The sequence below is a fragment of the Polynucleobacter sp. es-MAR-4 genome (assembly GCF_018882055.1).
Classification (GTDB): domain Bacteria; phylum Pseudomonadota; class Gammaproteobacteria; order Burkholderiales; family Burkholderiaceae; genus Polynucleobacter.
The window spans coordinates 337,737-356,887 of record NZ_JACVPF010000002.1; the positions used below are offsets into that span (position 1 = coordinate 337,737).

Here is a 19,151-nt window from a genome sequence, read left to right on the forward strand (position 1 = left end):
CTTATTTAGCCGTAGACTCCCATTTAGTTTGATTTGCTTTTAACCTGGGGTGTGAAACCAAGAGGTGCCAAACCACTGCCTGAAAGGCTTCTGAATGTGGGGTCACATTGTCGGCATTCACCGTTGGAACAATCAGGCAAGCATCAGCAACTTGGGCGGTATACCCCCCATCACGACCCACCACCCCGATTACTTTAGAACTTACAGATTTGGCATACTTCAAAGCTTCAACTAAATTAGGGCTAATATTCTTTTCTAGATTGCCGCCACCAACAGAAAAAATGAACAGCATATCTTTAGAGGTAAGTTTGCTAACTTTGAGCCATTCAAAAAAAATTGAAGCCCATCCCTCATCATTTGTGCGCGCTGTCAACTCTGATACGTTATCTGTGGGGGCATAAGATTCAATACCAACAATTTTCCGAAAATCATTTACAGCATGCGAACAATTTCCCGCGCTACCCCCTACGCCTAAAAAAAAGATTCGGCCACCTTCTGTTTTAACTTGAGCTAAAAGATCTGCCATTTTTTCAATTACGTCCACATCCATCTTTTCGATGATCTCAACTGCTTCATTCAAATGTTGTTTTGCGTAACTCATAAAATACCCCTTGCTGTTTTTTCTAATAAATAGGCTTGAGTATCCGCAATTCCTTGGCGAGACCCAATTTCATAAAATCTCTCAAAAACTTCGTAGCCAGCTAACTCGCCAGATAGAGATAGATCATTATAAACTTTTGAAAGATCAAATGACTGTCTAGCAGGATAAGCTTGTAGTGCGGCACTTTGTAGTAAACCCAAACCATAATCGATGTAATGCATTTGAGGTCGAATTACAGTCTTGTTATATTCAGCAATCTGACCGACATCAAATTCCACATTACTTTTATCCCAGCGATTCTGATTCTTCAGTACGGTCATTAGCCCCTTTTTGCCGCTAGCTGCATAGGTTTTTTCCACATCAGAAAAATCAATGGGTAGATAAGAGTCACCGTATAGAACAAAAAAATGCTCCCCCAGCAATGGCAAAGCCTGTCTGAGTGCGCCTCCCGTCCCCAGGAGGGTTGAACCATCTTGTGAATAGCTAACGTGCATATCCCATCGAGAGCCATCACCCACAACTTCTTGAATCATTTCACCTAAAAATCCAATGCATAAAACAACCGAGTTAATACCCTGTTTACGAAGGTATTCCAGTTGATGGCAAATAAAAGGTTTTCCAACTACCTCAATGAGTGACTTGGGGATTTCTTCAGTTATAGGGCGTAGGCGGGTAGCCAAACCACCCGCTAATATTGCAACCGAGAACATTAGGAAGACATCATGACTTTGGCGCCTTCAAAATCGAATTTAAAACGCACCTCTTCTAAGCCAGCGTTAGCCATCGCTTTACGCAACTGAGTACGGTCTTGTGCCATAAACATCAAAAAACCACCTCCGCCTGCACCAACCAGCTTACCGCCAATCGCGCCATTATTCATGGCTAATTGATACCACTCATCAATCTTGGGATTGCTCATGCCGCCTGAGCGACGCTTCTTATGCTCCCAATGCTCATGCATAAGTTCACCAAATAACTTGGTATCCCCCTCTTCCAATGCCGCTTTACTTTTATAACCTAAATTCTTTACATAATGTAAATTTGCGATCATATCAGTATCATTTTGTTGCGACTTGACCTTTTGATCTTTTAAAATGCCACTGGCGCTTCTTGAAAAACCAGTAAAAAAGAGAAGTAAGTTATCTTCAAGATCAAACATGGTTTCCATGCTAACTTTTAATGGAGTAGCGATTACCCTCCCATCCCGATGAAAAGCAAAACAAGTTAGACCGCCTACTGCCGCAATATACTGATCTTGTTTGCCAATGGGCTCACCAAGGCGATCAATCTCAATGTGGCATGCCAGTTCAGCCAACTCCTCCTGATGGATATGGCGTTTACGATGGGTATAAAGTGCCTTTAGTAATGCAACAGTAAAGCTCCCCGATGACCCAAGACCAGTGCCAGATGGTATGTCGGCAAGACTGGTAATTTCTACCTGAGGGGTATGAAACCCAAGTAAATTCAGCGCCTCCCTGATAATTGGATGGCGCACCTCAGAAATACTCTTTGCACACTCCAGCTGGCTATATTTAAGGTAGATTCCCTCGGTAAATGGTCGCATAACATTAATATAAACATACTTATCAATTGCCCCAGCAATCAAAAACCCTTCGTGGGCCTCATAATAGGATGGTAAATCAGTGCCTCCACCGCCCAGGCTAATGCGTAACGGCGCTCTAGTAATTATCATATTTTTGCATTAAAGCTATTTAGCAATAGCATTTATCAAATTTTTAACAGCTAAGGTTATTTCAAAATTTTTAGTAAAGCATTCTTTACTACGTTTAATCATTTCATCTTTTTCATTATTTTTTAATGAAAGCCATTTATTGAGCAATCTACCGGTTCCCTCAAGATCGTCACTCTCAACAAATCCTGCTTCTGAATTTTTTATTTCTCTCCAAATATTGACTTTATTTGAAATTAATACTGGAGTTGAGCAGCTCAAAGCTTCGACAACAGAAGCCCCAAAGTTTTCCGAGTGGGAGGGAAGAATAAAAACATCTGCAGCTAATAGAGCCCCCCATTTTAATTGCTCATCAACCATGCCAAGCCAAGAAACATAGGAGTTAATACCCAGTTGCTCTACTTTTGATTCCAACTTACTTCGCCAACCATCTTGGTCATTGCCGATAAAAACTAAATGCAAATTTTTATCGGCAAGAACAATTTTAGAAAATGCATCAATTAATAGGTCGCACCCTTTTTTTAAGTGTAGTCTACCTAAATATAAAATCACTCTTTTATCTTGCAAGTGGGGGTACGACTTATAAAAAAAATTTATGTGCTCAGAACTATCAGAGACAAATCCTTTGATACCAAAATTAACAACCATTTCGTTACAACGATATAGCCAAAAAGAGCTCCGAGCTAGCAATCGCTCCTCCTCGCTTGTAAATAATACTGCCCTTGCGTTCTTTAGCACTACATACTCAGCCCAAGGCCAATAAAGCCACTTCTTAAGATGTTTTATAGGGTAAGCCAATCTAAACCATGGGTCTAACATTCCGTGTGTATAGACAAAATAGGGGGTGGCAGTACCCTTCAGCGCCCTACAAACAGCATAACTATGGAACTGCCAAATGCCATTAACAATTACGACATCAAATAATTTTGCATTATTTTTAAGCCAGCTTATAAGCTTAAAATTTAATCCATACTTGAAATAACTAGGGCCAACAGCTATAACTGAGGCGGGAAAACCTTCAAACCAAGTCTCTCCTGGATCATCAAGCGTCAAAACAGATACTTCATGACCCTCCTCAGCAATCGCTTGAACCATTTGTTTTAGGCCCTCCACTGGGCCACCAAAGGCTGGATTAAGAGTGCTTATTACCTGAAGAATTTTCATGCTAATTAACAAACCCTATATTTCGTTTAAAAAATAGAGTTTCGGCGTCAATTAATTTAATCCTTCTCGCAGGAATACCTCCATATATGCAGCCAACATCCTCCAATTTAGAATTTAGCAAAGACTTGGCAGATAAGAATGAGCGATCTGGTAAAGCGGCACCCGACAGCAAACAGCAATCCGTACCCACAAAGCAATAAGAACCAATTACAACTGGGGACGAAGCCTGCTTGTTGCGCTTGAGATCTATGGAATGAGTCAGAATTTGAGTGCCATAACCCGCAAGAATAGTGAACTCACCTATGGATACTGTATTTGTGCAGTCAATAATGTGTCTATTTGTAATGGCGGAATGTGGGGCTAGGATAAATTCTGATCTACGACTCACCTCATTTGAATAGTGACGATCACCCAAGTACCCACTAATCCAGTTACCTTGACCAATAGTTGCACTCTCCCCCATAACTAGGGACTCTAAATTTTTAATGACATTAAAATTACCTATCATCGCCCCCTCCCCCATTGATAAGTTGGATGTCAAAATAAATGAAAGACCTATCCGTGCTGAGGGCGCAATATTAAAGCCAAAAAAAATACGCAAAAGCCTTCTTCTCAAAAACCAAGGAAAAAGCATCGTAGAAAGATATAGTGCGATCCGCAATTAAATAACCATAATTTCAAATAATCTAACTACGACCATAAATTGGCCCCTTAATTATTCTTTCAAGAAGGCCTCTTGGACTTCTTACGTGCTTATAGAGTCTCAAGAAAACGCCTACCGGCACATCATAAAGCTTGCGATCTCGGCCCATAATTTTTCTAAACAGCTTTTTTTGATAATCCTTCATTCCACTATGCAATTTCATAGAAGAAGTTATGCTGGAAGGATGAAGCCTATAACCACTTAAAAAAGAATCAATCAATGCAAATCTAGCACCCGCCAATGCTAATTCAGCAAAAAACTCTCCATCCCAATTTGTTCGATTTAGGACATTAAAACCCGGTGATAGTCTAAAGGCTCTAGAGCGAAAAAAAGTTGATGGCTGCATAAGAATGCAAGAATTGTGCGCAAACATAGGCAGCGAAAATGTCTCCGAGAAACACCTACGCAAAATACGGCCTTCGCCGTTGATAATAAAAGAGTGCCCAGAAACAACATCAATCTCAGGGTTGCGCTCGAAAAATCCTGCAATCTGCTCTAAGGAGCCGGGCATCAAGATATCGTCTGAGTTTAAAAACCCAAAAATTTCTCCCGTTGCTAAGGCAAATCCTTTATTTAGACCGTCAGCCGGGCCCTTATCGGCAGAAAAAATTTTTTTTGTTAGTAGATTTTGATATTCATCAATTAATTCACGGCTACCATCAATAGAGCCAGGGTCAACTAATATGTATTCTAAATCTCCATAATTTTGACTAACAACTGAATCAATGCAATACCTTAAGTAATCAACCTGATTAAATGAAATTGATACCAATGAAATCTTCATAACTATTTATTTTAATTTATACAATTTAGGATATAGGATCAATAAAGCAATAGATAGGCTAGCATATATTCTCGCCTCTGCACCAAAAGGTGAAAATAATATGTTCCATAATAGCCAAGTTGCTAGAAATGGATAAAGACTGCAGTAAGAATCAGGGGCGAATCTATTGATACGAAATCCTCGGAATATCAAAAATACGATGTATAACCAAAATATTGCACCCATAACACCAGATTCAACCCACGCACCAAAAAGATAGGAGTGAGATGGAATTAAATCATCTTCTGTAATTCCGTGATCCCCATATCCGGCAGTGACAACCTCCTCTTTTAATAGTTCCTTATATTTTACATTTCTTGCCCAGGAACCATGACCCAAAACTGGCTCATCAAGAATTGCATGAATAGAGCCCAATAACTCGGGACGAGCTCCTATAAGCGGGCCATATTTTCCAGTGGTTTGAAATTGATATTTAAATTGCTGTTCAAACCCAAGGTAACCACTCGATGCAAGATAATTATAAGAGGCAGCTGAAATAAAAATACTAATCAGCAAAAATACTAGCTTTATAATATTTTTAATATTAAACTGAAATTTTATAAAATTATATTTTAATGATATTTGATAGACTGAGCATGCTAAACAAACCAGAGCAAGTGATCTATAGCCTAAATAAATATTTACAAAAGCTAAAATAATATAGATAAGAGAGGTGTATGGAAATTTATATACACTTATAAACAAAAATATTGCTAGTGTTGAAGCATAACCAACTCCAAATTTCCAGTAGTCGCCATTAATAGCAAATTGATTTGGTGAGAACAGAAAAGAAAGAAAAAGACCGAATATAAGTCCACATAACAAAATTATTGAATTAATTTTATCCGCAACGATAAGAAAATAGAAAACAATAAAATAAAATATAAATAATATTATTTTAAAATTTCCCCTTAATAAATCATTAACATTAGATAAATTTATTAAGTCAGATAATGCCTGACATATTAACCATAAACAGGAAAAAAGAAGTACTTTTAAAAAAATTTTATTTAAAGGATAATTACGAAAACTCCATAAAATAAAAGGGAAAACTGCAATCACTAAGATATCAGATATAAATACCCTTCCTATATATTCTATTTCTAAGAAAATGAAAGCGGGAATACAAAATGAGGTAATTTTATAAAACATTAATATTACTAATCTTAGCATAAATCTTCAAAAGACTTAATCGATAGTTTTCAATAGAATAGTTATTTTTTATATATTTATAATTATTTTCTTGGACTGAATTTAGATAAGATTGACTCAATTGCATTGAGTCATGTATCGCCAAATTCAACTCCATAACATTTCCAGCCTCAATAACTTTGCCATGAATATTGTCGACAACCACAGATCCAGAATTTTTCGTGGTGATAACATAGCAACCGCACGCGAGCGCCATAAATATCACTCGAGCAGAACCCTCTGCAAGGCTTGGAAATACAAAGAAGTTGGAGGATGACATTACCGTAATTAACTCCATTCGCGGAACTAAGCCAAGAACCCTTACTCTCAAATCCCTAAAAAATTTTGGGTACTCATCATAAAAACTTCTGTCAATGTTACCAACCAATGTAAGCGTCCAATCTTGACACTTTAATTCTGTAAATGCCCTTAAAAGCTGATGACCGCCCTTTCGCTCATTCAAATCGCCTGCAAATAGATAGGTTTTAGTGTTTTTGGCGAAGGTAAGAGCAGTTCTTTTATTTATAGCGTCAAGGAATTTATCATCAATGCCATGATATAAAACAAATATTTTGGATGGCTCAAACCCAACCTTAATAAAAGTCTCCTTGACAAAATCAGAGTTTACAATTACATAATCAGAATTATTAATGTCAGATAGGATTAAATTCCAAAACTTATCTAGCCGTACATGATTATTATTGGAAAAATCATTAATTTCACCCATATTTTCCAATAGATAATTATATAGGTAAGGGTGGACTATAGAATGATCACAGACCACCATCATACCTCTTTTACGAGCCTCTGCAATTGAATCGCCACCATAGCCAGATCGAAAGTGATAAATACTCGCCTTTGATTTATTGATTATTGATTTAGAAAAATTGATATAAACCCTCATGGCAATATATTCAATGTATTTACAAGCCCGCTTATTCAATTGGAATTTATTCAAAAGCATTGCGATTTGCATTATCACCTCTGAAATCCAAATGGGGTGTACATATTTATCAGGCAAATTCTCCCTGCGATCTAAAAGTCGAGCTATGCTTTTAAATTTATTTAATTGCAAGAATTTAATCATTAGCACCAATGACTTCTTTGGATACCCAGCAGTTATATAGGCATCAAGAATATATGATTTACCTGCGGCAACAGCAGTAGCGCCTAAGATAAACTTGAAGTGGCCGTTAGATATTAGTACTTTTTTCAAACTTAAGATTTCAAATAATTTTCATACGACTTTAAAAGAAAGACTTTCAGTGATGCATGTGGGGCCCAATTTAATCAATTAAAATTCATTTGTAGAGCCTGAAAAGTTTTTGCTATACCTTGATAAAGTGGAATTTTAGGCACCCACAAAAGTTCATTTCTTGCTCTATCTATATTAAGGTAACTTACAGCAACATCAAACTTTCTAGATTCAGAATAATTTACCTTAACATTTCTTCCCAGATGCTGATTTATGAGTGACACAACTTCATTAAGTGAATAAGCTCTACCGGCACCGATGTTATAGATCTTCGACAGAGGCGTGGTTTCAATCACACTTATAAAAGCAGAAATCAGATCGCTTATGTATAAATAATCTCGAGCTACCTCGCCATCCCCCCAAATAGTAATGGGTTGATCATTTAAAGCTTTCCATATAAAAGTGGTAACAGCCCCGAGCCCACCGCCTAGATTTTGCCTTGCACCATAAGGATTGGAAATACGTAGAATCGTATAATCCAAACCATAATGATAATGAGAAAGATATAGGTGTTTTTCAATGGCCAGCTTTGTAATCCCATATGAGCAGATTGGATCATTGGGATCTGTTTCTAAGGTAGGGATCTGGGTTGGATTTCCGTATACAGTTCCCCCAGATGATGCAAAGACAATTTTTCTTACGCCAGCCTTCTTGGCCAGCTCAAGCATTTTAATGGTGCCCACTAAATTAGCATCGATGTCAAAAGTAAAATTTCGATTTGAGGACATAGGGGTGGTTAAACTAACGAGGTGAATAACAACTTCAATCCCAGCAAGAGATTTTTTAACATCATCTTCATTTAGGAAGTCCCCTCGATGGAAATTGATACGAGAAATGGCGCCCGAAAGATTTGACATGTCAGCTGATGGCATATCAAATACACTAACCTTATGCCCATTTAAGAGAAGCGCATCAACTAGATGCGATCCTATAAAGCCAGCTCCACCCATTATTAAGCAATTCATAATATAATTTTTTTAATTTTCTCAATAAAAAATAGCTGCAATATAAAATCATATAATCTAACATTAAGCATATTAAGTGATTCATATAAAACACAAATCAGCATAAAAAAATCAAGTAAAAATAATGCTAATCCGATTCCAAAAATTCCAAATTTAATACAAAAAAAATAGGCGAGTGGAAGAAGCAATATGGATAATAAAAAATACATTTTACCAATCAAAAAATGTGAATTGGTGGAGGCAAGTATCACAGAGCTCGATAACCATAGCGCACTAAAAGGAAGAGAAAAAAGTATTGTAAAGAAGAAATGTCGATCTACTTCCAAGTTAGCTTTAGTCCAATATTGAATAATATATATGCCAAAAAAGAATAAGAGGATACCTACAAATCCGGACCCAAAAAAAGAAAATCTACAGCAATTTAAATTTAATTTTTTTAGTAATTTGATATTATTAGACGAAAAAGCTATAGACATCTGCGGAGAAACTGCGTTATTTACAATATTCACACCTTGAAGAGCGGACCTAGTAACTGTACGAACAGTATTAAAAACTACCACGCCGCTTGGACCTATTAAAATGTTTATTATGTATGTTAGACCAAAGTTATTTAACCCGTTTCCGATAGGAAATCCCATAAATGCTAAGGAAGGTTTAACTAAATTATTTATAGTAGCCATCTTAAAGCTCTTAAATCCATAATTAATTACACTTTTATCAATTAAAAATACACACAAATATAATATAAAGCCAAACAATCTTCCTAGTAAATACCCAAAAGCTATATACTCAGGATTTAGCTTATTACACAACATAATTATGATGCACCCAAACTCTGAGAGTCGAGTTAGATTTTCAATATAAACCCCAGTATGATACATATCTTTAGCCCTAAGGTATGCATTTATTAAATTACACTGGAATATTATTACTATATAAATTGAGAAAATTGTAACTATTTTTATAAAATTTACATAACTTATGTAATTTAAAATAATCAATTCATTATTGTACAAAATTGATGATAATGTTGGCGTTAATAATAATATCCCGAAACTAAATACTACGAGCAATACAAAAGTACTTTGAAATATTTCATTAACAAAATAATAATTTTTTTTTCTATACTCCATAGTCATGACATTAGATGCGGCACTTGTGAAACCTAAGTCACTAAGAATTAATAGTGATGGAATGGAGTACAACACTAACCACTCCCCATATAAGTTAACTCCCCAAGCAGATATAAATACTGGAATACATATCAATTGAATTAATAATGTGACAAGCTGCGCAAACAAGTTAGCGCCGACTCCTTTTTTAATGCTCTTAAAAATTGTCATCGATATAAAAAAGCAACTACAGTTCTCAGGATTTTGTTTTTAAATATTAAATTATATTTTTTAGCTATCTTTATAATGCTTACTCTCTTTCCATTCCTAAAATCTAAAAACTCTTTTAGTCCATTACAGTATTTAGCCCAATCTTCTAATTTATCGACCACCTCAGGCAAAAGAAAATAGTTATTTTCAAATAGAGTATCTAGTGATTGACAGAACCTTTTTCTTGAATATTTTTTTAAATAGTCTGCTTCAATTCCCTGAAAACTACTAGCTATTTTAGGAATAATCTTGGAAGAAATGGTAAACTCATCTTGCAACCATTCAAATAGGCGCGATTGTTCTATTCCGGGCCTGTAATTTACCCTATACTGACTTATAATTTCATGCTGATATACAAAATCTCCATGCGGAGAAATTAATATCCAAAATCCCCAGTCTGAAATTAAAGAGCACTCCTTGGGAAATCCGCCTACTTTTTGCCATATATTTTTTTTACAAGCAAATGCAGCAAATGAAATTTTTGGGCCAAGTAAATTTTCATGAAATGTGTTTGGTGGACTAGTCACCCTATCGACACTTAGCAAATATCTCTTTGAAATTACCTTACCATTTTGATCAATATTTTCCCAGCCACCCCGAACAAGAATACTATTTTTAGATAATTCTGCCCCCTCGATAAGTCTAGCAATATAGTTTTCTTTTGCAATATCATCGCTACTCAATAAACAAAACCAATCTCCCGATAACTGAGATACCACAAAGTTGTAATGGTCAGTCATTTCCATATGCTTATCAGGCATAACTACGGTAATTAAATCCTTGAACTCGGCTAATATATCTACTGTTTCATCTGTGCTATGGTTATTAGAAACTATAATTTCATATGGCTTTATTTTCTGCTCAAGGAGCGACTCAATAGTTTTTTTTAAAAAACGCCCCTGATTATATGTGGGTATTCCTACGGATAATTTAATAGGCATAAGAAATTTTTAACATTTAATCCATTTATTTAAGTCAAAGTCATATTTTTTTATTACCCGCGCAGGAATCCCAACCGCAACTGAGTTTTCCGGGATAAACCCAGTTACAACGCTATTTGCACCAATAATGCTATTGCTTCCAATCTCAGACCCAGCGAGCACTGCAACATTTTCTCCAAGCCATACATTTTCTCCAATATGCGTTTCTTTGACCTCTAATGGCTGCGTTCTATACGGACCTGAAATAGGGCTCATACCATGATTATTATCAGTAATCATGCAGCCACTTCCGACCAAACAGTCTCTATCGATAGTTAATTTACCCGCACTATAAATATGCACTCCATGCTGAATTGATGCGCCTTCGCTGATTATTAAAGATGGATTCTTCAAGCTGTAGCTGTTATATGCCTCAATACGGCAACCAGGGCCTATTGTTACGTTATCGCCTAGTTGTATACTGGCCGAATTATAGATATATCTAGGAGACCTAACGATAACTTTTTTTCCTATTTTATAAAACTGAAACCTTAAAAAAATAAGAGTCCAGAATTTATCAAATTTCGTTATTATCTTATTGGATAAACTATTTTTATTGTCAAAGTTTATTATCATTCAAAACCATGGATTCTATAAAATTTTTATATTGAAATTCCGCTACAGTTATTTCCTCATTAAATATCTCTACCTCACTGATAAAACTATAATTTGAAGAGGCATTATTTTCGCTTTTTTTAACGATTACTGGAATTTCTTTATTCAAATAATATTGACATAATTTTGACGTCTTCAATGCTAGGTCTTTTATGCTAATAGTCATGCCACCTCCAATATGCGTAAGGATTGGCAAATTACCCCCAAGAATTAAATTCATGATTGAGTTTGCTAAAAATTGCAATGAAACGAAAGATCTTTTACCGCTACCATCTGTCTTTAATTCAATTCTAAAATTTTTTGCTGCCTGTTTATAAAAGTCATAAGGGGCCAGCGTCCACCGTTTAAATAAATTAAGATTGGCTGGAAAGCCGAATAAATTCCCGACCCTTATGATCCCCACCTTTAGACTACCCTCTCTAGCAACCAATCTAAGTAATTGCTCTGCCATAAGATGACTTTGACCATATGTATTCACTGGGTTTGGCTCAACTGACTCAGTAATAGTATCGCAGCACATGCCAAATACCTGTGCTGTTGATATATAAATTAGAGTGTTTATTTTGTTGAGTTTACAAAATTCTATTACGGCTCTGGTTCCAGCCACGTTAATTGCATAACTTAGCGCAGGATGTGCCAAGCAATCAACTTCATTCGCTGCAGCAACATGAATAACGATGTCGTAATTTTTATTAGATTTCTGATTTGAAATTTTTTCAAAATTCAGCATATCCCATGTCAACCCATGATCATCGTGCCTACTGACACCATCCACCTCAAAACCGCTTTCCCTCAAGTGATTACATAGATATCCGCCAACTAATCCCGAACTTCCAGTGATTAGCGCTTTCATATTAGCCCTCACTCCAGGCTTTGTTGAATGGGCTTATAAAGTTTTCAAAGCACGGAAACTCAGCATCTCTCGTTGATAGTATGGCATTTTTTGAGGGCCACGGTATACCAACTGAATTCCATTTAATTCCTAAATCGTGCTCTTCTGAATACACATGACTCACCAAGTAGGATACCACTGCAATTTCACTCTTAACATAAAAACCATGCGCCATTCCTTTTGGAATATAGATACTATTTGCTTTTTTTGAACTGACTATAAACGTGGCATATTTTCCATAAGTTGGGGACTCCATTCTTAAATCCACTACTACATCAAATATTTCTCCATAGGGGCAATAAACTAACTTTACCTGATCATAGGGTGGGGATTGAAAATGCAGTCCCCTTACGACTTTATTAATTGAAGTTGAGTAAAATTCTTCAGAAAATATTGTTTCTAGGTGATTTTCTTCAAATACATTTTGATTAAATACTTTTATAAAGCGTCCGCGAGCGTCATCAAAAATCTTCGGTTGCAACTCAAAGCAACCATTAATTTGAGTTTTTATTGCATCCATTATTTAAAAATTGACGCCTAAGTAGGTTTCAATTTTTGAAGCAACGAACTCTAACATTTCCTTTGTCAATGCTGGCTGCACACCAATCCAAAATGTATTGTTCATTACATTATCTGAATTTGCCAAATCCCCGCTAATTCGATAGGCAACATTTTCCATATAAGGCTGTCTTGTTATATTTCCGGCAAACAAAAGTCGTGTACCAACCTTATTTTGATCAAGGTAGGCGGTCAACTCATCACGGGAGACCGGGCTTCCCTCCTTCACGGTAATAGGAAAACCAAACCAAGAAGGATCAGAGTGCTCAATTGCTTCCGGCAATTGCAAAAACTCCTCACAAAAACTAAGACGCTCTTTTAAAAATTTAAAATTATCCTTACGCGCCTGAATAAATGCCGGTGCTTTTTCTAGCTGAGCCAAAGCACAAGCCGCTTGCATATCCGTAATTTTAAGATTGTAGCCCACGTGACTATAAGTATATTTATGGTCATACCCTTCCGGCAATGCACCCAACTTCCAACAAAAACGTTTACCGCAAGTATTGTCTTTTCCAGGAGGGCAGTAGCAATCACGACCCCAATCCCTGAAGCTTTCGGCAATCTGCTTTAACTCGAAATTATTAGTAAATACTGCGCCGCCCTCACCCATCGTAATGTGATGTGCAGGATAGAAGCTCAGCGTTCCAATGTCGCCAAAGGTACCCACCATTTGACCTTTATAAGTACTGCCGAGTGCATCACAGCAATCTTCCACCAACCATAAGTTGTACTTCTTGCAAAGTGCAGTAACTACATCCAAATTAAATGGATTTCCCAAGGAATGGGCGAGCATGATTGCTTTGGTTTTGGGGCTAATCGCCGCTTCAATTTTTGAGGAGTCAATGTTATGCGTATATTTATCCACATCCACAAACACTGGAATCGCACCAAATTGAATAATCGGATTGACCGTTGTAGGAAATCCGGCAGCCACGCCGATCACTTCGTCGCCCCGCCTTATTGCGCGATCGCCTAATTTGGTAGAAGTTAGCGTAGAAAATGCTACCAAATTAGCGGATGAGCCCGAGTTAACTGTAAGCGCATGATTTACACCGATAAATTCAGCCAACTTCTTTTCGAACTCCTCATTAAAACGACCGGTAGTTAACCAGCCATCTAAAGAGGCGCTAATCATATTTTTTAACTCTTCAGCACCTATTAATTTACCGGAGGGTGGCACTATAGTCTCACCTGGGGAAAAAATTTTCGGCGAAAACTCAATAGCTGCGTATTGATCTACCAGCGCAGCAATCTGCTTACGCAATTTTTCCTGCTCCACCTTATTGGCGTCTATTATTTTTATGTTTATCACTCTGAGCTCCGAATTAATGAATATAAATTTCTTATTTAAATTTTACGAACAATTTAAATAAGAAATTTGTTACTGAATGCAACATTTTCCTAAGAGTAGTTTTGATTTATCTGAAAAAAACTACGCTTGACTGGTTATGGAATTGATATAGCTTTATCAAGCATTAATGCCTGCACCAATCAATCGCCTCCACTTGAATTTCTTGTCATAGGGTGGGATAAAAAACCTAACAACAGCGAACCTAGCAGAGTTATAAATCCCCCTGTGATAAAACTTGTGGAGAGACTTACTAGGCTTAATAATTCATAGCTTGTCAATTCACCAAATAACGAATGAGCCCACGACTTTACTGCGATAATTCCTATGTAGATTCCAGTGAAAATAAGCGCAATGCTAAACAAACCTCCAGTTTCAAGTATTGATTTTTTTTGAATTTTGTTTAACAGCGTTTTATTGGGTAGAATTCCTTCTCGAGCAGCAAATACTCTGACAATGAAGCCAAAAAGTAATGTGAGATACCCCATCAAAAAAAGTGTCTGCATATAGAATAAAGTATGTATACCAAGTTTTATGCTATGTGTTAAATCTACGTTCCCCCTAAATAAGATAAGCACGTAGCAAAAAAAACCTGTGAGGAACATAACGGCCCCAGGAATAATAAATAACCATCTTGGGCAAAATAGGAACATGAAGCGAAGGTGTCTCCAACCATCTCTCCACGGCCGTAGATGAGGTGCCCTATCTCTACCATCCTTATCTAAAGTCACTGGGATCTCTGTCATCCTCAACCCAGCCAATTTAGCTTTTATTACCATTTCAGTTGCGAACTCCATACCGGTTGTTCGCAAATCAAGCCTGTTGAAAGCACTTTTTTTTATAGCCCTCATACCACAATGAAAGTCGTTAATTGGGACTTTAAATAAAATTTTTCCAATCAAAGTTAATGCCGGATTTCCTATGTACCTATTCTTCCAGGGCATTGCACCAGCTGATATGCCCCCAAGAAATCTATTTCCAATAACAAAATCATATCCCTGATTGAAGCTATCGACGAACTTCTCTAGCCTAGAAAAATCATAGGACTGATCTGAATCGGCCATTATTATCAGATCGCCCTTGGCAGATAAGCACCCAAAATATAAAGCGCTACCATAACCCCTTTCGGGCACTTTTATAACCCTAGCTCCCAAATCTACTGCAATCTTTTGCGATCCATCGGTACTACCATTATCTGCAATTAAAATTTCAGCATCAATTCCAGATGACAATATGCCAATGTTAGCTGCCTCAATACACTTACCCAATGTTAAGGCTTCATTAAGACAGGGCATCAATATAGTATATTTTTTATTCATTTTTATTCTGACATTTAAATTTATAAATCTGTATATTGTTTATTTTTTTAATTAATGATAATTGATTATTTTTTATCAGTTCAGGAATTGCAAGCTTAAAAATATTTCTACAAAATTTATTTATTATTGGGGTATTAATATTATCAGGTCTTATTATAGGCCAATCATCAAATACTATGTAATTAACCTGCTGCTTACATAATAATGCTTCAAATTCCTTGCCATTTTTTATAGATAGCAAATCACCCTTCTCCATTAATGGGTGGATATGATAATAGCTAAAACCGCTTAAATAATAAAAAGGTTGAACAGAAGCAATCGCTATTTTTTTATTTTTGTCAATATTATTATTAATATATTCAGTCGCCTCCCACCATGGGATATATTTTATCATAAATTCATCCCTCTTCATAACAATATATTCATACGACATTTTGTAATATATATTATAAAAATTTATTACTCCGATTATAATTACGGTTGTCAAAATAAATTTTGACATATTTTTTCTGTATTTGTAATTGCCAATAACTTTATTAACCAAAAAAGTTGAATTTATGCACATTAAAAATAGTAGGCTTAGATTATATCTTGGCTCCCAGAAAGAAAATAATAAGGTTATGAGTGTAAGTAGTAAGGTAAAGTTTGCGAATAATTTAACTGAGATTTTATTGCTGGTAAAAGAGGCCAAAATTCCACCAATTAAACCAGCGCTGAAGACGATATATCCGAACTCTTTAGAAAATTTTATACAAAAACCTTTTATTGTTCCCGCACTCCATGAAAAATCTGCTATGTCATGAAAAAATAGCTCCCTGAACATTCTTACGTAATTTATATTAAAACTATTATGCAATAGAAAATACTCGTTAAAGGCTGGGTATAATGGATTTCCGAATAATAATAAATTATTAATATACCACGGGCTTGCAGAAATAATTAATACAAAAAAATATATGGCTAAATTTTTAGATTTCTTTTCATATTTATTTCCTAAAAATGTAAGGTAATAAAGGACGAATATTGTTAATATAGAAATAAAAAATAGACTATTTAGCTTTGTTCCTAGGGATAATCCCGCAAAAAAGGCGCATAAAATAATATTTATTAATTTTTTATTATAGTTATATTGATATATAAAATATAAAGATAAAATTTGAAAAAATCCATTTGCAATATCATTTTTTGCTATTGGACTATATGTAATTACAACAGATGATGTTAGAAAAAATAATGGTGTTAATGTTGAAATTATTTTATTGCATCCCTGCCTTCTTGAAATATCCCATCCAATACATGAGATACTTAGCACCATTATTAGATTAATTATTTTAGATAATATTGGACTATCAAATACTATAAAAGATAGCGTAGTCAGTGCTTCATAGTTCTGAGGAAATGCTGAATATGGACCATAGTCTGATACATAAAATATTCTTTTTGCATCAGCATATAACTTAGGTAAGGCAACGCTGTAAGCTATTTCATCGCCCGTGAATACTGGCATTGCGCTCACTAGAAAAAGCGCTAAAAAAGGTATCGCTACTGCTAGAGTAATCCAAATAATTTCAGGTTTAGTAAAATATCTATTATCTAATTTTTTATTAATTATGTATGCTAATAATGTAGTAATTGAAAAAATTATAAATAGGTATTTATTGGTTAAATCTAAATATAATGAAAAAATTGATAATAAATATACTAATATACTTATATATACTGAAAAAAATATCATTTTAATATTTTAGATTTTATTATTTATAGCAATCGGAGTGATTGCTCAAGACTGACTATATTCACGAATTTGGTTCAGACTGATTGACTTCATATCTCGCTTATTTTGATAAGCTTTTTGCCAGTGAGCGATTTTTTCAATGGCGGTCTCTAAAGTCCACTTTGGCACCCAACCAAGATTTTCGCGAGCCTTAGTGATGTTAAGTTTAAGTGATTTCGCCTCGTGAGGATGCTCGGACCCATCATGCACCCATGAGGCTGGTGATCCCCATGCTGAAATTAACAACTCTACAACCTCTTGTACTGGACGGGCATCGCTATCCTTGGGTCCAAAGTTCCAACCCTGTGCAAATGCAGTTCCTTCTTCATAGAGCGCCTGGGCTAAAACCAAATAACCTGAAAGGGGTTCAAGTACATGTTGCCAAGGTCGCGTTGCTAGAGTATTTCTAATTATCAATGGTTTATTAGCTTCGAAAGCTTTGATGGCATCAGGAATAAGGCGATCCTCAGACCAATCGCCACCACCAATTACATTACCCGCCCTGGCAGAGGCAATAGCATTGTGATGCTCTAAATATTGATCGGCCGAAAAAAAGGACCGGCGATATGCAGCGGTAACTAATTCAGCACAGCCCTTGCTATTACTGTATGGGTCATGCCCGCCCATCGGCTCATGTTCTTGATAGCCAGCTAAGCGCTCGTTATTTTCGTAGCACTTATCAGTCGTCACTACCACTGTAGCTCTCGCCGAATCAATAGAGCGCAAGCTCTCAAGCAAATTTAAGGTGCCCATCACATTAGTTGCATAAGTTTCTACTGGATGCGTATAAGAGTAGCGCACTAACGGTTGAGCCGCCATGTGAATCACGATATCTGGCTGGGCTTTAATCACTGCTTTTTGCAAAGCATCTAAATCACGAATGTCTGCAATCTGAGAATACTTTAATGAATCTTGCAGATTCAATACCGTAAAAAGATTGGGCGTAGTACTGGGTGCCAAGGCATATCCGCAGACTTTTGCACCCAAAGAACTCAACCATAAGGAGAGCCAGCTTCCTTTGAAGCCGGTATGTCCAGTCAAAAAAACCGTCTTACCCTGCCAAAAATTAGCATCCACCCCTCTTGAAATCATCACCATGCCTTCCAAGGGGCCTGACCACTCGCCCAAAGCTCTTCCAAGTAATTTTTATCGCGCAAAGTATCCATTGGCTGCCAAAAACCGGTGTGAGCGAATGCCGCCAACTGACCATCACTCGCTAGAGTCTCCAATGGTTCTTTTTCCCACACGGTTGCATCATCCTTAATCAGACTTAATACTGAAGGCGACAGCACAAAAAAACCGCCATTAATCAAGCCACCATCACCCTTAGGTTTTTCTTTAAAAGCCATGACTTTATCGCCAATAAGGTCTATGGCTCCGAAGCGGCCTGGAGGATGGACTGCAGCAAGCGTTGCTTTGACTTTTTGAGCAAGATGAAAATTGATCAATTCGCCAATATTGATATTGGAAACGCCATCACCATATGTAAAGCAAAAAGCTTCTTCATCTTTGACGTACTGACCAATGCGCTTTAAGCGGCCACCAGTCATGGTATTTTCACCAGTATCAACTAAAGTTACTTTCCATGGTTCGGCATACCCTTGGTGCACTTGCATGCTATTGTTTTGCATATCGATGGTGACATCAGACATATGCAAAAAGTAGTTGGCAAAGTACTCCTTGATCATGTACCCCTTGTAGCCGCAGCAAATAACAAAATCATGAATGCCATAAAAGGAATATATTTTCATGATGTGCCACAAAATAGGCTTGCCGCCGATCTCAATCATCGGCTTGGGACGGGAAGCGCTTTCTTCAGAGATTCGGGTGCCTAAGCCACCAGCCAAAATGACCGCTTTCATTGTTTAATCTTTGCGCTTAATTTATTATC

At 36.5% G+C, this 19,151-nt stretch carries 19 protein-coding genes; all 19 read right to left on the reverse strand.

Going from position 1 to position 19,151, the window contains the following annotated elements:
- Window position 1: 1 nt before the first annotated feature.
- The 19 genes from ICN16_RS07780 to rfbF all read right to left on the reverse strand — a co-directional run bounded on the left by ICN16_RS07780 (window position 2) and on the right by rfbF (window position 19,122).
- Window positions 2–601, reverse strand: a complete 600-nt coding sequence (locus tag ICN16_RS07780; protein ID WP_216136316.1) for an SIS domain-containing protein — start codon at window positions 599–601, stop codon at window positions 2–4.
- On the reverse strand, window positions 598–1,311 hold the full coding sequence (locus ICN16_RS07785) for a nucleotidyltransferase family protein (protein WP_216136318.1): 714 nt from the start codon (window positions 1,309–1,311) through the stop codon (window positions 598–600). The genes ICN16_RS07780 and ICN16_RS07785 overlap by 4 nt, the downstream gene beginning before the upstream one ends.
- The gene (locus ICN16_RS07790) at window positions 1,311–2,165 is read right to left on the reverse strand and encodes a GHMP kinase (RefSeq protein WP_216136320.1); all 855 of its coding nucleotides are present in this window, start codon (window positions 2,163–2,165) and stop codon (window positions 1,311–1,313) included. Before ICN16_RS07790 ends, ICN16_RS07785 begins: the two co-directional genes overlap by 1 nt.
- A 144-nt stretch (window positions 2,166–2,309) precedes the next feature.
- A complete protein-coding gene (locus ICN16_RS07795) occupies window positions 2,310–3,455 on the reverse strand; it encodes a glycosyltransferase (protein WP_216136322.1) in 1,146 nt (381 codons plus the stop codon).
- 1 nt (window position 3,456) lies between these two features.
- On the reverse strand, window positions 3,457–3,963 hold the full coding sequence (locus tag ICN16_RS07800) for an acyltransferase (protein WP_216136324.1): 507 nt from the start codon (window positions 3,961–3,963) through the stop codon (window positions 3,457–3,459).
- A gap of 178 nt (window positions 3,964–4,141) precedes the next feature.
- On the reverse strand, window positions 4,142–4,942 hold the full coding sequence (locus ICN16_RS07805) for a glycosyltransferase family 2 protein (protein ID WP_216136326.1): 801 nt from the start codon (window positions 4,940–4,942) through the stop codon (window positions 4,142–4,144).
- Window positions 4,943–4,948: 6 nt separating this feature from the next.
- Window positions 4,949–6,133: a hypothetical protein gene (locus tag ICN16_RS07810; RefSeq protein WP_216136329.1), complete on the reverse strand. Its 1,185-nt coding sequence runs from the start codon at window positions 6,131–6,133 to the stop codon at window positions 4,949–4,951.
- Entirely contained in the window at window positions 6,123–7,388 is a 1,266-nt protein-coding gene (locus ICN16_RS07815; RefSeq protein ID WP_216136330.1) for a glycosyltransferase, read from the reverse strand. Before ICN16_RS07815 ends, ICN16_RS07810 begins: the two co-directional genes overlap by 11 nt.
- A 74-nt stretch (window positions 7,389–7,462) precedes the next feature.
- Window positions 7,463–8,392, reverse strand: a complete 930-nt coding sequence (locus ICN16_RS07820) for an NAD-dependent epimerase/dehydratase family protein (protein ID WP_216136331.1) — start codon at window positions 8,390–8,392, stop codon at window positions 7,463–7,465.
- Window positions 8,389–9,693, reverse strand: coding sequence for a hypothetical protein (locus ICN16_RS07825; RefSeq protein ID WP_216136332.1), 1,305 nt, complete (start codon window positions 9,691–9,693; stop codon window positions 8,389–8,391). The genes ICN16_RS07820 and ICN16_RS07825 overlap by 4 nt, the downstream gene beginning before the upstream one ends.
- Before the next feature lie 38 nt (window positions 9,694–9,731).
- Window positions 9,732–10,715 (reverse strand): glycosyltransferase, encoded by a 984-nt coding sequence (locus ICN16_RS07830; RefSeq protein WP_216136333.1) that lies wholly within the window; start codon window positions 10,713–10,715, stop codon window positions 9,732–9,734.
- A 9-nt stretch (window positions 10,716–10,724) separates the two neighbouring features.
- Complete coding sequence (locus ICN16_RS07835; RefSeq protein WP_216136334.1) at window positions 10,725–11,330, reverse strand: DapH/DapD/GlmU-related protein; 606 nt, start codon at window positions 11,328–11,330, stop codon at window positions 10,725–10,727.
- Window positions 11,314–12,222: an NAD(P)-dependent oxidoreductase gene (locus ICN16_RS07840; protein ID WP_216136335.1), complete on the reverse strand. Its 909-nt coding sequence runs from the start codon at window positions 12,220–12,222 to the stop codon at window positions 11,314–11,316. Before ICN16_RS07840 ends, ICN16_RS07835 begins: the two co-directional genes overlap by 17 nt.
- A gap of 1 nt (window position 12,223) precedes the next feature.
- A complete protein-coding gene (gene rfbC, locus ICN16_RS07845; RefSeq protein ID WP_216136338.1) occupies window positions 12,224–12,781 on the reverse strand; it encodes a dTDP-4-dehydrorhamnose 3,5-epimerase in 558 nt (185 codons plus the stop codon).
- Window positions 12,782–12,784: 3 nt separating this feature from the next.
- Window positions 12,785–14,128, reverse strand: a complete 1,344-nt coding sequence (gene rfbH / locus ICN16_RS07850) for a lipopolysaccharide biosynthesis protein RfbH (protein ID WP_370625635.1) — start codon at window positions 14,126–14,128, stop codon at window positions 12,785–12,787.
- Between the two features lie 182 nt (window positions 14,129–14,310).
- A complete protein-coding gene (locus ICN16_RS07855) occupies window positions 14,311–15,486 on the reverse strand; it encodes a glycosyltransferase family 2 protein (RefSeq protein WP_216136340.1) in 1,176 nt (391 codons plus the stop codon).
- Window positions 15,479–17,221, reverse strand: coding sequence for a glycosyltransferase family 39 protein (locus tag ICN16_RS07860; RefSeq protein ID WP_216136342.1), 1,743 nt, complete (start codon window positions 17,219–17,221; stop codon window positions 15,479–15,481). The genes ICN16_RS07855 and ICN16_RS07860 overlap by 8 nt, the downstream gene beginning before the upstream one ends.
- A 45-nt stretch (window positions 17,222–17,266) precedes the next feature.
- Complete coding sequence (rfbG, locus tag ICN16_RS07865) at window positions 17,267–18,358, reverse strand: CDP-glucose 4,6-dehydratase (RefSeq protein ID WP_216136344.1); 1,092 nt, start codon at window positions 18,356–18,358, stop codon at window positions 17,267–17,269.
- Window positions 18,352–19,122: a glucose-1-phosphate cytidylyltransferase gene (gene rfbF, locus ICN16_RS07870; RefSeq protein ID WP_216136345.1), complete on the reverse strand. Its 771-nt coding sequence runs from the start codon at window positions 19,120–19,122 to the stop codon at window positions 18,352–18,354. Before rfbF ends, rfbG begins: the two co-directional genes overlap by 7 nt.
- Window positions 19,123–19,151: the final 29 nt, after the last annotated feature.